The sequence below is a fragment of the Kordia zhangzhouensis genome (assembly GCF_001005305.1).
In the GTDB taxonomy this organism is placed as follows: Bacteria; Bacteroidota; Bacteroidia; order Flavobacteriales; family Flavobacteriaceae; genus Kordia; species Kordia zhangzhouensis.
Map to the genome: position 1 here is coordinate 15,861 of NZ_LBMH01000015.1, position 15,164 is coordinate 31,024.

General features: G+C 33.2%; 16 protein-coding genes. 15 read left to right on the plus strand and 1 reads right to left on the minus strand.

The features are described from left to right. The first annotated feature begins 257 nt into the window (after positions 1 to 257). Genes porW through AA088_RS16090 form a run of 4 tightly spaced genes read left to right on the plus strand, consistent with a single transcriptional unit; the run spans position 258 to position 3,820 of the window. Positions 258 to 2,789, plus strand: a complete 2,532-nt coding sequence (gene porW, locus AA088_RS16080; protein WP_046746062.1) for a type IX secretion system periplasmic lipoprotein PorW/SprE — start codon at positions 258 to 260, stop codon at positions 2,787 to 2,789. 47 nt (positions 2,790 to 2,836) lie between these two features. Next, on the plus strand, positions 2,837 to 3,247 hold the full coding sequence (locus AA088_RS16085; protein WP_046746063.1) for a bactofilin family protein: 411 nt from the start codon (positions 2,837 to 2,839) through the stop codon (positions 3,245 to 3,247). Further along, positions 3,216 to 3,437: an AtpZ/AtpI family protein gene (locus AA088_RS18085; RefSeq protein ID WP_157547285.1), complete on the plus strand. Its 222-nt coding sequence runs from the start codon at positions 3,216 to 3,218 to the stop codon at positions 3,435 to 3,437. Before AA088_RS16085 ends, AA088_RS18085 begins: the two co-directional genes overlap by 32 nt. 2 nt (positions 3,438 to 3,439) lie before the next feature. Beyond that, positions 3,440 to 3,820 carry a DUF6168 family protein gene (locus AA088_RS16090; RefSeq protein ID WP_157547287.1) on the plus strand — a complete coding sequence of 127 codons (381 nt, stop codon included), beginning with the start codon at positions 3,440 to 3,442 and terminating at the stop codon, positions 3,818 to 3,820. A 38-nt stretch (positions 3,821 to 3,858) separates the two neighbouring features. On the opposite strand, the gene AA088_RS16095 is transcribed toward AA088_RS16090, so the two are convergent. After that, on the minus strand, positions 3,859 to 4,044 hold the full coding sequence (locus AA088_RS16095) for a hypothetical protein (protein ID WP_046746064.1): 186 nt from the start codon (positions 4,042 to 4,044) through the stop codon (positions 3,859 to 3,861). Positions 4,045 to 4,286: 242 nt separating this feature from the next. Here AA088_RS16095 and atpB point away from each other — a divergent pair, with 242 nt between their 5' ends. From atpB to AA088_RS16150, 11 genes are all read left to right on the plus strand, one after another. Next, positions 4,287 to 5,399 carry a F0F1 ATP synthase subunit A gene (atpB, locus tag AA088_RS16100; RefSeq protein WP_046746065.1) on the plus strand — a complete coding sequence of 371 codons (1,113 nt, stop codon included), beginning with the start codon at positions 4,287 to 4,289 and terminating at the stop codon, positions 5,397 to 5,399. 33 nt (positions 5,400 to 5,432) lie between these two features. Beyond that, positions 5,433 to 5,624, plus strand: coding sequence for an ATP synthase F0 subunit C (atpE, locus tag AA088_RS16105; RefSeq protein ID WP_046746066.1), 192 nt, complete (start codon positions 5,433 to 5,435; stop codon positions 5,622 to 5,624). 93 nt (positions 5,625 to 5,717) lie between these two features. Next, entirely contained in the window at positions 5,718 to 6,218 is a 501-nt protein-coding gene (locus tag AA088_RS16110; protein WP_046746067.1) for a F0F1 ATP synthase subunit B, read from the plus strand. Positions 6,219 to 6,228: 10 nt separating this feature from the next. Further along, positions 6,229 to 6,765, plus strand: coding sequence for an ATP synthase F1 subunit delta (gene atpH, locus AA088_RS16115; RefSeq protein ID WP_046746068.1), 537 nt, complete (start codon positions 6,229 to 6,231; stop codon positions 6,763 to 6,765). A 12-nt stretch (positions 6,766 to 6,777) separates the two neighbouring features. Then, positions 6,778 to 8,355 (plus strand): F0F1 ATP synthase subunit alpha, encoded by a 1,578-nt coding sequence (atpA, locus tag AA088_RS16120; RefSeq protein ID WP_046746069.1) that lies wholly within the window; start codon positions 6,778 to 6,780, stop codon positions 8,353 to 8,355. A 122-nt stretch (positions 8,356 to 8,477) separates the two neighbouring features. Beyond that, positions 8,478 to 9,338 (plus strand): ATP synthase F1 subunit gamma, encoded by an 861-nt coding sequence (atpG, locus tag AA088_RS16125; protein ID WP_046746070.1) that lies wholly within the window; start codon positions 8,478 to 8,480, stop codon positions 9,336 to 9,338. Positions 9,339 to 9,718: 380 nt separating this feature from the next. Next, positions 9,719 to 11,416 (plus strand): helix-turn-helix domain-containing protein, encoded by a 1,698-nt coding sequence (locus tag AA088_RS16130; protein WP_082106814.1) that lies wholly within the window; start codon positions 9,719 to 9,721, stop codon positions 11,414 to 11,416. Positions 11,417 to 11,597: 181 nt separating this feature from the next. Next, positions 11,598 to 12,443, plus strand: a complete 846-nt coding sequence (locus AA088_RS16135; RefSeq protein WP_046746072.1) for an alpha/beta fold hydrolase — start codon at positions 11,598 to 11,600, stop codon at positions 12,441 to 12,443. An 89-nt stretch (positions 12,444 to 12,532) separates the two neighbouring features. Continuing rightward, positions 12,533 to 13,021: an RNA polymerase sigma factor gene (locus tag AA088_RS16140; protein WP_046746073.1), complete on the plus strand. Its 489-nt coding sequence runs from the start codon at positions 12,533 to 12,535 to the stop codon at positions 13,019 to 13,021. Continuing rightward, positions 13,011 to 13,562, plus strand: coding sequence for a hypothetical protein (locus tag AA088_RS16145; protein WP_046746074.1), 552 nt, complete (start codon positions 13,011 to 13,013; stop codon positions 13,560 to 13,562). Before AA088_RS16140 ends, AA088_RS16145 begins: the two co-directional genes overlap by 11 nt. A 102-nt stretch (positions 13,563 to 13,664) precedes the next feature. Beyond that, positions 13,665 to 15,134: an MATE family efflux transporter gene (locus AA088_RS16150; RefSeq protein ID WP_046746075.1), complete on the plus strand. Its 1,470-nt coding sequence runs from the start codon at positions 13,665 to 13,667 to the stop codon at positions 15,132 to 15,134. Positions 15,135 to 15,164: the final 30 nt, after the last annotated feature.

Here is a 15,164-nt window from a genome sequence, read left to right on the forward strand (position 1 = left end):
ATATGGATTTCTAAAAAAGGAAGAAAATAATCAATTAGCGCACATAAAAACGTGGTTTAAATCAAACAGATGAGGTTTTGTAGATATTTTATAAAAGGTACCTACTCTCCTAAAAATGTTCAAAAGTTTGTAATATCACTAAAAAACCTAGAGTTTATCCGAGTTTTTTCTCAATTTTTCAAAAAGAAATGTATTTTTACCCTTCTGTATACTAAACGCTTAACTTTTTAGTTTTACAAATACAAAATTGAATCAACTTGAAAAAAACACTATATACATCGGTAACCTTATCAATACTAGGAGTTTTGCTCTTTAGTTGTTCTACCAAAAAAGACACTTTTATCAACCGAAATTTTCATGCGGTAACCACCAAATATAATGTATTATTTAATGGAAATGTTGCCTTTGAAGAAGGTCGTGAAGCCTTAATGGATGCTTATATTGACAATTACTGGGAAATCCTTCCTGTTGAACGTATGGAAGTACAAGATGAACTTACGCTTCCTGGAAAAGGTGGAAAAAATCCAAATTTTAAAAAAGCAGAAGAAAAAGCGGTAAAAGCGATTCAAAAGCATTCTATGGAAATTAATGGTCGTCAACGCAATCCGCAAATAGATGAGGCTTATTTACTACTAGGAAAAGCTCGCTATTTTGATCAGCGATTTATACCTGCGTTAGAAGCTTTTAATTACACAATAAGTGAATATCCAAATAGTGACAAAATTAACGAAACAAAAATTTGGAGAGAAAAGACACATCTTCGATTGGAAAATGAAGAATTTGCCATAGCAAATCTTAAAAAAATCTTGCGCTATGAAAAACTAAGCGATCAAGAATATGCTGATGCAAATGCAGTTTTAGGGCAGGCATATATCAATCTAAAACATAAAGATAGTGCTGTACAAGTGCTAAAACGAGCGGTTACGACTACAAAAATCAATGAGGAAAAAGGGCGTTATAACTATATTATTGGACAATTATTCAATGAATTAGGATATAAAGACAGTGCCAATATGGCTTTTGATAAAGTAATAGATCTCAATAGAAAATCACCTCGTGTATACATGATTAATGCGTACGTTGAAAAAGCAAAAAACTATGATCTGGAAAAAGGAGACAAAGAAGAATTTTTAGAAATGTTAACGGATTTAGCTGAAAATCGAGAAAATAGACCTTTTTTAGATAGAATTTATAGACGTTTAGCAGCATTTCACTTGTCACAAGACTCATTAACCTTAGCGGAAGAATATTTTAACAAATCGATTCGAAAAGTTACTACAGATAAATACCTAAAAGCTTTAGATTACGAAAATATTGCTGCACTACGTTTTGACGAAGCCAAATACAAGGAAGCAGGTATGTATTATGATAGCACACTTGTAAACTTGGAAAAAAACACGCGTAAATTTAGACGTATTGAAAAGAAAAAAGCCAATTTAGAAGACGTAATTGCTTATGAAAATGTTGCCTACACTAACGATAGTATATTAAAACTAGTGAACTATACAGATGCAGAACGCACGTCTTATTTTCAAAAACATATTGACTTATTAAAAGCAGCAGAAGAAGAGCGAAAAAAAGCTAAAGAAGATTCAGAATATAGAGAAAGCTTTGTGGCTAACGAATTTGCAACTGGGAGAAACTCTGGACCTAGAAGTGGAGAAGGCGATTTTTACTTTTATAATCAAACAACAGTTGCTTACGGTAAAAATGAATTCCGAAAAAAATGGGGAGAACGATCTTTGGAAGATAATTGGAGACTATTTAATAAAAGTACGGTTTCTAAAAACACAGTTGGTCAAAATCAAGCTACTACAGCAGATTCAAGTGCAGACGATATATACTCAGTAGCTTATTATACGGACAAAATCCCTACCGATACGAAGGTTATTGATAGTCTTACGAAAGACAGAAATTTTGCGTATTATCAGTTGGGGTTGATATATAAAGAAAAGTTTAAAGAGTATGAACTAGCAGTACAACGTTTAGAACAACTATTAAAAAATAATCCAGAAGAAAAACTCGTTCTGCCATCAAAATACAATCTATATAAATTGTACACTCTTTTAGAGCAATCAACAGCGGCAGAGAAATATAAAAATGATATTCTTTCCAATCATGGTAACAGTCGCTATGCTCAAATTTTAAGAAACCCACAAGAGGTAATTGCTTCAGACGAAAACAGTCCTGAAAACTTATATGCGAAAACCTATAAAAAATTTACAGAACAACAATTTGAAGAAGCACTAACAGATGCTAATACCTACATTCTTCAATTTACAGGAGAACCAATCGTGCCTAAATTTGAAATGTTAAAAGCAATTGCCATTGCTCGTTTAGACGGATATAATGCATACAAAGAAGCGTTGAATTATGTTGCACTAAACTACCCAAACAATGAAGAAGGGAAGCAAGCACAAGAAATCATTAATACATCACTGCCCAAAATAGCAAACAAAACACTGGTAAATGATGATAAATCTACCAGCTTTAAAATCATTTATGCGTTTCAAAAAAACGAAACCGAAGCAATGGAAGCTATAGAAAAAACTATCAATCAAATGATTGAAGATAAAAATTACAACTCGCTTTCCATTTCACGTGATGTATATGACAGGAGTCAACATTTCGTAGTTATACACGGTTTCAAAACCAAATTAGCCGCCGTTACGGTGGAAGATATATTGGAAACGTTCAAGGAGTACAAAATTGCAAAGGAAAATGTAATTATGTCTTCGGAGAATTATCAAACCATTCAAATACATAAAAATCTTGACGAGTTAAAATAAAAAGAATAGCCTAACCAAATTATATAATACCCCAAACTAAAAAAATCATGTTTTCAGAATCTAAAAAAAACAAAAACGGAGAAGCAACCCGCGGTCAATCAAATCGTATTGGAAAATCAACACACATAAAAGGTGATGTAGTCTCAGAAGCAGATTTTAGAATAGATGGAAAACTAGAAGGAAGTGTAAAAACTACAGGAAAAATTGTCATTGGAGCAAGCGGAGTCATTACTGGAAAAGTTAATTGTACCAATGCTGATATTGAAGGACGTTTTGAAGGAGAGCTTTTAGTGTCAAACTTACTTACCATAAAAAGCACAGCTACAATTGAAGGTGAAATCACAATAGGAAAACTTTCGGTTGAGCCTGGGGCGTCATTAAATGCTTCCTGTACTATGAAAACGGGTATCAAAGAACTCAAATCAAGTGAAGGAAAAAAAGCCGACAAAACAGCTTAATAAGCTCATCCGATTCTCAGGATTAGGAATACAAATGGGAGTTACGTTCTATTTGGCAGCCTACTTTGGCAAAAAACTAGATACATACTACGGAAATGAAAAAAAGATAATTACTTTTATCTTCATTATTATTGCCTTAGTTGCAACCATGTACAGTGTTATTACACAACTCAAGAAAATAAAAGATTAAACATGATAAGTAAGTCAATTGCTCGTTTTACAATTGTACTCACAATACTTCTTGGAGTTGTTTTTGCAATCCATATATTCGTATTGCAATTTTTAGAACTTTCATTATTTGAACATCAAATTGTCAAAGCCTATATAGTCAATTGGATATTAGCAGTAGTTATTTTTGTCTCATTGTTATTATTAAAGAAGAAATATAATGATCAACTAGGGTTTATCTTTATGGCAGGCAGTCTGTTTAAATTTCTCTTCTTCTTTATCCTATTTTATCCAGAATATCATGCAGATTCAAAAATGCAAGGAATTGAGTTTGCAACATTTTTTATTCCGTACAGCATTTCTCTGATTATTGAAACCTTAGCAGTGATTAAACTTCTTAAATAAAAAAGAACTGTATAGAATACAGCTCTTTTTTTAATAATTTATGCACTTCCCGTTTCCCCAGGTTCCCCAGGTTCCCCAGGTTCTCCATCTCTTGGTGCTCCTCTTGACTTTAACCATTCAATAAAATCATCCCATAGACCTCCACCTAAAACAGTTTGTTTAATCAGTGCATCATTTTCTAAATTAATTTCAGACATGAAATACTTAATTGATTTTCTTTTCATTTTAATAAGTTTTTGATTTCTTTAAAAGTAAGAAAAAAAACTTTTTTAGGGTAAAAATATTATATAAGCGTTAATCATTTTTAAGAACGATTGATTTTTTGTGAATTGTTTTGTTCTGTTGAAAAAAAAGAGTTCTAATCTTTAAAATTGAAGTATAATAAAATAAACTTGGAAATAGTTTTTGTTTTTAAGAGAAAAACATACCTTTGCACCGATTTTTAAGACACTATTATCTGTGCGATATGCGAAGAAAATTTTCAATTAAAAAAATTACTCTCTTACTATTTTTAGTATCGTTTGTTACTGTTGCTCAGCATCATGGAGACGAATCAGGACACCAAGAAGGTTCAACTGAAGTAACTTCGGAAGATGCTCAAAAGAAAAGTATCAAAGATTACATCAACCATCACTTATTAGATTCGTATGATTTCGGATTGTATTCTTATACAAATGATCATGGCAAAAAAGTGCATGTTGGTTTTCCATTGCCAGTAATTTTATGGGATGGTGGATTAAAAGTATTCTCTTCTTCAAAATTCCATCACGGAGAAGAAGTTGCCAAAGTAGGTGATAATTATTACAAAATGTATCACAACAAAATCTACAAAACAGATGCAGAAGGAACTATGAATTTTGAGGAGGGAGATCATGACCATCCTACAAATGCAAAGCCTTTGGATTTTTCAATCACTAAAAATGTAGTATTTATATTCTTAGTGAGTTTGTTGATGTTTGTGGTATTTTCTCGAATGGCAAAATCATACAAAAAGAACCCTGTGCCTAAAGGAATAGGGCGTTTCTTAGAGCCAATTATTCTATATGTTAGAGATGATATTGCGATTCCAAATATTGGAAAGAAGCACTATAAAAAATATATGGGGTACTTATTGACAGTATTTTTCTTTGTATGGATTATCAACTTACTAGGATTAACTCCGTTAGGAGTGAACGTTACCAATAATATCGCAGTTACATTTGCCTTAGCATTGATTACATACTTAATCACAACATTTACGGCTAACAAAAATTACTGGGGACATATTTTCTGGATGCCTGGTGTGCCGTGGCCAATGAAAATTATTTTGGCTCCAATAGAACTTTTAGGGACATTTATTAAACCATTTTCATTAATGATTCGTTTGTATGCAAATATTACAGCAGGTCACGTTGTATTGATGAGTATTATTGGACTAATGTTCTTATTTAAAAACTGGTTAGGAAGCTCACTTTCTTTCGGATTGGCATTTGCGTTATCTCTGTTAGAATTATTAGTAGCTGCTTTGCAAGCATATATTTTCACAATGTTATCAGCATTGTATTTCGGGTCGGCAGTTGAAGAACACCATGACCACTAAAAATTGAATGTTTAATTATTAAATATATATATTATGACAATTCCAAACATTGTAGGAGCAGGTTTAATCGTTATCGGTGCTGGTTTAGGTATTGGTAAGATTGGTGGATCAGCAATGGACGCTATTGCACGTCAACCAGAAGCTTCTGGAAAAATCCAAACAGCTATGCTTATTGCAGCAGCACTTATTGAAGGTATTGGATTTGCAGCGTTATTCGCAGCATAATGACTAAAATTATAGCTGCAACGGTTGGTTGTAGCTATAATTTATTCTGTATTTATAAAAAGAAAAATATAATAGTATTTTATATCATATATCATGGAGAAGTTAATTAGTGAGTTTTCTTTTGGATTGTTTTTTTGGCAATTATTCCTTTTTATAGGATTAGTATTATTGCTATGGAAATTTGCATGGAAACCTATTTTGGAAGCTGTAAATGGCAGAGAAGAAGGGATTAAAAATGCGTTGGCATCAGCTGAAAATGCAAAAAAAGAAATGCAAAATCTTCAAGCAGATAACGAAAAGTTGTTGAAAGAAGCACGTGCAGAAAGAGAGGCAATGCTAAAAGAAGCACGTGAGATCAAAGAAAAAATGATCGCAGATGCTAAAGAAGAAGCACAAGTGCAAGCAGGAAAAATGATTGCTCAAGCTGAAGAAAGCATTCGAAGTGAAAAGCAAGCTGCTTTGGCAGAATTAAAAAATCAAGTGGCAACAATCTCTGTTGAAATTGCAGAAAAAGTAGTTCACGCTGAATTGGCAGACAAGGACAAGCAATTATCATTAGTTGATAAAATGCTGAACGACGTTACATTAAATTAATTAGCACACAATGGCAGGATCTAGAGCAGCAATACGTTACGCAAAAGCAACCTTGGCATTAGCACAAGATCAAAATGCTGGAGAAGCGGTTGCAAAAGATATGGATAGCATCGTAAAAACTGTAGCTGAAAGCAAAGATTTACGACTGATGCTCAATAGTCCTATCGTAAAGCAAGAAATCAAAAAAGCGGCGTTACAAGAAATATTCAAAGAAGTTCATTCTGTTACAGAAGGATTAATTGATATTCTAGTAAGCAACAAACGTGTTGAATTATTAGGTGACGTTGCTGCACAATACAGTACTTTATTCGATGCGTCTCAAGGAAAAGAAAAAGCAGTAGTAACTACAGCAGTTCCTTTAACAGACGATCTTAGAACAAAAGTATTGCAAAAAGTAAAGGACTTGACAGGAAATCAAGTGACAATTGAAAATAAAATCGACGAAAGTATCATAGGAGGATTTATTTTACGTGTAGGTGACTTACAGTATAATGCAAGTATCGCCAATCAATTAAATGCACTAAAAAGGTCTTTCTCTCAAAATTAAATACTAAATAAAATGGCAGAAGTAAAAGCTGCTGAGGTATCAGCAATATTAAAAAAGCAACTATCAGGATTTGAAGCAACTGCTTCACTTGATGAAGTTGGAACTGTACTACAAGTAGGTGATGGTATCGCTCGTGTTTACGGATTAGCTAATGCTCAATATGGAGAATTAGTAGAATTCGAAACAGGAATGGAAGGTATCGTATTGAACCTTGAAGAAGATAATGTTGGTGTGGTATTATTAGGTCCTTCTAAAGAAATTAAAGAAGGTGACACGGTAAAACGTACACAACGTATCGCTTCTATCAAGGTAGGAGAAGAAATGGTAGGACGTGTAGTGGATACCTTAGGAAATCCTATTGATGGTAAAGGACCAATTGGAGGTGATCTATATGAGATGCCTTTAGAGCGTAAAGCACCAGGAGTTATCTTCCGTCAGCCAGTAAACGAACCGTTACAAACAGGAATCAAATCAATCGATGCGATGATTCCAGTAGGTAGAGGTCAACGTGAGTTGGTAATTGGTGACCGTCAAACAGGAAAAACAACCGTTTGTATCGATACAATTCTAAACCAAAAAGAATTTTATGATGCAGGTGAGCCAGTATTTTGTATTTATGTAGCAGTTGGACAAAAAGCATCAACTGTAGCAAACATTGCAAAAACATTAGAAGACAAAGGAGCATTAGCGTATACAGTTATTGTAGCAGCAAATGCATCAGATCCTGCTCCAATGCAGGTATATGCACCATTTGCAGGAGCAGCAATCGGAGAATATTTCCGTGATACAGGTCGTCCAGCTTTAATCGTATATGATGATTTATCAAAACAAGCGGTAGCATACCGTGAGGTATCGTTATTATTACGTCGTCCACCAGGACGTGAGGCGTATCCTGGAGACGTTTTCTACTTACACTCAAGATTATTAGAGCGTGCAGCAAAAGTAATCGCTGATGATGATATCGCTAAGAACATGAACGATTTGCCAGAATCATTAAAGCCAATCGTAAAAGGTGGAGGATCATTAACAGCATTACCAATCATTGAAACACAAGCAGGTGACGTATCAGCATATATCCCAACAAACGTAATTTCGATTACGGATGGACAGATTTTCTTAGAATCTGACTTATTCAACTCTGGTGTGCGTCCAGCGATTAACGTAGGTATTTCAGTATCACGTGTAGGAGGTTCGGCGCAGATTAAGTCTATGAAAAAAGTAGCAGGTACTCTAAAACTTGACCAAGCTCAGTTCCGTGAATTAGAAGCATTCGCAAAATTTGGTTCTGACTTAGATGCAGCGACATTAAATGTAATTGAAAAAGGAAAACGTAACGTTGAAATCCTTAAGCAAGCACAAAATGATCCATATACAGTTGAGGATCAAGTTGCAATCATTTATGCAGGTTCTAAAAACCTATTAAGAGATGTTCCTGTTGAAAAAGTAAAAGAGTTCGAAAGAGACTTCTTAGAGTTCTTAAATACAAAACACAGAAATATTTTAGATACCTTAAAAGCAGGAAAATTAACAGACGAAGTTACAGACACATTAACAAAAGTTTGTAAAGAGATGTCTGCGAAATACAATTAGTAATTAGTATTGAGTACAAAGTATTGAGACAGCTCAGTATTTTGTACTTTTCAACATAAAAATATGATATTGAGTGTTAGCTATCTCAATACTAACAACTCAATACTCAATACTAAAAACAAATGGCAAACTTAAAAGAAATACGTAATAGAATTAGTTCTGTAAAATCAACAATGCAGATTACTAGTGCCATGAAAATGGTTTCTGCAGCTAAGTTGAAAAAAGCACAAGACGCAATTACAGCAATGCGCCCATATGCTAATAAACTTACAGAATTACTACAAAGTTTAAGTGCTACACTTGATGCAGATAGCGGAAGCAAATTTGCAGAACAACGTGAAGTAAATAAAGTACTTTTAGTAGCTATTACATCTAATAGAGGATTGTGCGGGGCATTTAACTCTAACATCATCAAACAATCAAATCACTTGATTAATAATGTATATGCTGGTAAGCAAGTAGATGTATTGTCAATTGGAAAAAAAGGAAATGATATTCTTTCTAAAAACAATACAATTGTTGCAAATCACAGTGACATTTTTGATAATTTGAACTTTGCAAACGTAGAAGTAGTTGCACAAAAATTAATGAATTTATTTGAAAACGGTTCGTATGATAAAATCGAAATTGTTTATAATAAATTTAAAAATGCGGCAACTCAAGCTGTGATGACCGAGCAATTCTTGCCAATTGTACCTATGGCTTCCGATACGAATGTTCAATCAGATTATATCTTTGAACCATCTAAAGAAGAAATTGTAGAAGGATTAATTCCTAAGTCATTGAAGACACAACTGTTCAAAGCAATCAGAGATTCGTTTGCAAGCGAGCACGGAGCACGTATGACAGCAATGCATAAGGCAACCGACAACGCTGCAGAATTGAGAGATTCATTAACGTTGACGTACAACAAAGCACGTCAAGCAGCCATTACCAACGAAATCTTAGAAATTGTTGGTGGAGCGGAAGCTTTAAATAACTAAAATAATAGGTACACTGAGCGGAGTCGAAGTGTACTACATATAAAAATAAAAGCCTCATGGAAACATGAGGTTTTTTGTTTTTCATACCATTAGATTCGTCATTACGAGGAAGCATGACGAAGTAATCTGCCAAAATCACATTTCAGACTCGTATTTGAAACCAACAGATTGCCGCAAATTTTTCAAATTCCCGCAATGATATCTCAAAACCCAAACGTCAAATAGAGTAGCAAATTGAAGATTCATTATATCAAAAGGTACCCATAACTACAAAAACACACTTTAAAATATAATTTTTATCGAAAAAAACACGTTAAAACACAAAGTAAATTTTTACAAAACCGCCATTTTATATCTTTGCAAAAACCGATACAAACTTCATGAATCCAAAATCCCCTTTTGTCCTCTTTCTTTTTTGCTGTCTTAGTTTGAATATGTTGCTGAATGCGCAAACGCAAATTGATTCTTTGGCGAAGTATAGTTATGAGGAGTTGAAAGAATCAATAGATGAAAATGAATACACAGATATTGAACGTTCTAAACTTTATACTTTAGGGTATTTATTAAAAGCAAAAAAAGAAAAAAACAAAATACAAATAGCAGAAGCCTACTATCTATTAGCTGTATTTAATAGTGACAGTGTAGCATTAAAATATTCTGATAGCATCATAAGCATTACTAAAAACATTAAAGGTCATGAAAAATTTCCAGCTATAGGCTATTATTTTAAAGGATATTGCTTGTATGTGTTTGGAAAAAATCAAGAATCATTAAATAATTATTTTCTAGCTCTTAAATACTTAGAAGTCAATAGAAATATTAGGTTAGAGATTGATACTAGGATGTCTATAATAGCTTTAATGAGTAACTGGAAAGACACAAAAGAAGTAGTAAAAAATAATGAAGAACTTGTTCTATTTCTTGAGCGAATTAAGGATAAAAATGTTCATTATAGAAATCGGTATTTAACAGCTATATATAATTTATCATTGTCATATTTTGGAATTAATGAGTACCGTAAGGGTTTATTAAATGTTAAAAAGGGAATAGAGGAAATAAGTAAAGCCAAAGACACTATTGAGTACTATGATTTCGTTTGTGTAGCAGGAACTGCTCAATACTATTTAAAAAATTATAAAGCAGCAATTGATAGTTCTTTGATTGCATTGCCACATTTAAAAGGAACTAAACTAGCCATGAGGTATTATTACTTAGCTAAAAGCTACAATAAACTCAACCAACTAGAAAAAGCCCAATTCCACTTCCTAAAAACAGATTCTATCTATCAAGCCACCAAAGATGTTTTCCCAGAAATGCGAGATGCGTATGAACATATTATCGAATATTATAAAAGTAAAAATGATGTGCAGAATCAAATAAAATACTATGACCGTTTGATAGCAGTGGATAAAGTTATTGATTCTACGTATACCTATGTAACAGAAACCGTTAACAAAAAATTTGACACGCCACAAGCCATCGCCGAGCGCAATCGCTTAGTAGAAGAAGCCAAAGCCAAGGAGAGTTCTTGGAAATACAGTTTTGCCGCCATTAGTGTTATTCTGTTGGTCATTTTAGGTGTGTTGGTCGCGGCGTTTCGCCGTCAGAAATATTATAAAAAACGTTTTGAAAATATTATGAGCATTGAGCAGAGTCGAAATGCGCTTAATCAAACAAAAGAAAAAGAAACGTCTAAAAAGAAAGACATTGACGTTCCCGAAGAAATCGTAGAATCCATTTTACAACAATTAGAAACATTTGAAGTATCCCAAAAATTTACCAAACAAATTTCATTAACAGAACTTGCCAAAAAACTTGGAACAAACCCAAAATACCTGTCCAAAGTCATTAACGGACACTATCAAAAAAACTTCAGTACTTACATTAACGAATTACGTATTGAGTATGTCATTTCCAAACTAAAAGAAGATTCCAAATTTAGAAATTATACCATCAAAGCCATTGGGAAAGAAGCAGGTTTCGGAAATACAGAATCTTTTTCCAAAGCATTTCAAAAAACCACAGGAATCAATGTTTCCTACTTTATCAATCAGCTACAGAAACGGTTGGAGAGTTAAGTAGTAGTGAGATGTTAGTAGTGAGTATTGAGAAGTTGCAAGGAATATTTGGGAAAATTACTTTTTAAGAGTCAAGAGCCAAAAAATCAAAAATCTACAATCGTACATCAAAAAACCGTACATCAAAGTGTAACATTTCTAAAAAACGGTATCTAAAGGGAAAATCAAAAAAACAAACAGTATGCAAACCTTTAGAAAATTAATCGTATTATTTACCGTTTTTGTGAGTTATACAGTGCAATCACAAGAAACCGCTTTTCAAGTAGAAGTTATAGGAAAAGGCGATCCTATATTATTATTTCCTGGATTTAGTTGTACAGCCGATGTGTGGGACGAAACGGTAAAAGAACTCTCCAAAACGCACGAATGTCATGTATTCACCTTTGCAGGGTTTGGAAATGTACCCGCAATCGATTCACCTTGGCTAGAAACTATTAAAAACGATGTCTCGAAATATGTCGCTCGAAAAAAACTAGCAAAACCTACCATTATCGGACACAGCATGGGTGGTTCATTAGCACTTTGGCTTGCTTCTAGTAATTCTAATGTTTATAAACAATTGATTATTGTGGATGGCTTGGCAAGTATCGGCGCATTGATGATTCCTAATTTTTCGCCAGAAAAAGTTAGTTATGAAACACCATTTGCAAAACAACAATTGGCAATGGATGATGGAGCGTTTAAGCAAATGGCAACACAAATGGCAGCAGGAATGACAATGAATAAAGAAAAACAATCATTAATTGTCGATTGGATGCAGCAAGCAGATAGAAAAACCTATGTATATGGATATATTGATTTGCTAAAATTAGATCTTAGAGAAGACATCCAAAAGATTAAAATTCCAGTAACCATCATGGCTGCAATAAGCTACTATCCGAAGCCGCAAGTGGAAAAACTCTACTCGGAACAATATCAAAAACTAGTCAATAAAGAAATCATATATGTTGAAAATTCAGCACACTTTATTATGTTTGATCAAGCAAAATGGTTTCAAGGGCAGCTTCAAAAATTGGTAACAAACTAAATTGACGTAACTACACGTGTTTTAAGTGCTAAAAAAGAATAATTCTATATTCTACAACAAAAGAATTAAAAGTTAAAAAACAAGCATCATTGTCACAACAATTTACAAACATATATCAAAATCATTATGATAAAGTCTACAGGTTATGTCTCGGATACGTTAATGGTGACGAGGCATTAGCCAAAGACTTAGTGCAAGATACTTTTATCAAAGTTTGGGAGCACTTGGATCAATTCAAGCAAAAATCAAGTATAGGAACTTGGATTTACAGAATTACGGTCAATACCTGTTTATTATTCATTCGAAAACAAAAAAAAGGAAAGTTCAACGAGTCTGATATATTAAATTCATTAGAAAATACAACCGAAGAAAAAATAATACAGGAAAATCGGCTACAGCAAATGTATGCCTGTATTCAGCAACTCAAAGAAACTGACAGAATTATAATTTTATTGGTTTTAGAAGGAGTATCACAAAAAGAAATTGCAGACATCACAGGACATTCACATCAAAATATTCGTGTCTTAGTACACCGAATCAAAGAAAAACTCTCAAAATGTGTATCACATGGAATTTAAAGATTTACAACATACATGGCAACAACAGTCGCAACACAAAACCGTACCCGATTTTAAGCCAGCACAGCAAAAATTACAAAAATTGCGCAAACAACAACGTATTACTCAACTCATATTAGGAATTACAGGGATTATTCTAATTTACTTTTTTTTCTACATCTCTGCATACAAGTTTAGCGGTGTATTGGTTGGAATGTCTCTCCTCATTGGCGTAGTTGTCATTCGAAGCTATATTGAAATAAAAAGTAGACAAAAACTACAAAGGCTAAATGTATTGCTTCCATTAAATGATTTCAAAACTCAATTGGTAAACTACTACAAACAGCGCAAACAACTTGCGTTTAAAATTATCCCTATATTATTGATTGTATACAACATAGGATTTGTCATTATGGCGTATTATTTCTATCAATATCTCACAAGAGGATTCTTTTATTATGTTGTCATATCGTACGTAGTATCGTTTGTAGTTTTATTCTTTGTCATTCGAAAGCAAGTTTTAAATGAACTTCAAATCTTAAAAACACTCCAAGAATCATAAAAAAAGATATACAAGGGCTTAGAAAAGAGAAAAACAAACCCATTATTCCTTTTGGGAAAGCCCGAAGAAATCAATACATTTAGAGCTTAAACGAAAGATTTCTTGAGCGCACTAAAAAAGTTTTTCAAAGACACCATCATCTATGGTATCGCTGCCATTTTGCCACGCGCAATCAACATTGGTTTATTAAAGTTACATACCGATGTTTTTGGTGCAGATCGATATGCGGTAAATACCGAATATTATGTATATGCGGCCTATTTGAATGCACTATTGACTTACGGAATGGAAACTGCTTTTTTTCGTTTCTTTAGCCGAGAACAAGAAAAAGGCAAAATCATTTCTACGTCATTCATAACATTGTTGGTGACAACGACTATTTTCTTACTCCTAGGATTAACATTTGCACCTGAGATTACAACTGCATTAGGCTTTGAAAAAATCATGTATGTCAAGATTTTAATCTGGACCGTTTTTCTTGATACCATTGTTGTCATTCCTTTTGCATATTTGCGAGTAACAAACCGTCCAATTCGTTTTGCAGGAATCAAAATTGCGAACATTCTCTTTCTTGCAATTTTAAATATTGTATTTCTTTGGATGATTCCTAACGGTGTCCTTTCGGAAAAATGGCTTCCAGATGCATTCAACTTTTATATAAAAGGAGAAGCACAAGTTATTTATATCTTTTTGGCTAATGTATTGGCGAGTCTACTTACTTTGATAGTATTATTTCCAAATATTCTGAAAATACAATGGACGTATGATATACAAATCCTAAAAAAATTGCTTGTATATGGAACACCAATCATGATAGGTAGTTTAGCTTATGTAACCAATGAAAATGTCGATAAACTCTTTTTAGGAGAATTTATTGGAGATGCTGAGATGGGAAAATATGCAGGCTGTTATAAACTAGGTGTTTTCATGACATTATATATTACTGCATTTCGCTTAGGTGCCGAACCATTTTTCTTTAACCACGCCAAAGAAAAAAATGCCAAAAACAATTATGCAACTATTCTGAAATGGTTTACCATATTGGGAGCGATTTTTATGTTGGTAGTTGTAGCATATATTGACCTTTTTGCAAATATGCTTATCAGCAAAAAAGAGTTTTTAGAAGCATTGGCAATTGTTCCAATCATATTACTAGCAAATCTTTGTTTGGGGATTTACAACAATCTCTCTATTTGGTATAAACTTACAGACAAAACCAACTACGGGATGTATATTTCAATCTTTGGCGCTATGGTAACGATTCTATTCAATATCATTATGATTAAAAAAATAGGATATATGGCATCCGCTTGGGCTACATTAGTTGCTTACGGAAGCATGATGGTAATTTCGTATATTTTGGGACAAAAGCATTATGCTGTTCCGTACAATATCAAAAAAATAATATGCTATTTAGTAGTAGTATCTATACTTTCTGGAATTGCCTTTTATGGACCATTACGAGGAAATTATTTCGTGTCAACTCTATTGGTTTTAGTATTTTTGACAATTGTTTATCTCTTAGAAAAGAACGAGCTCAAACAAATATTGCAAAAAACAGCCTTAAAATAACCTAGATTCATCACAATTTGATAAAAAATA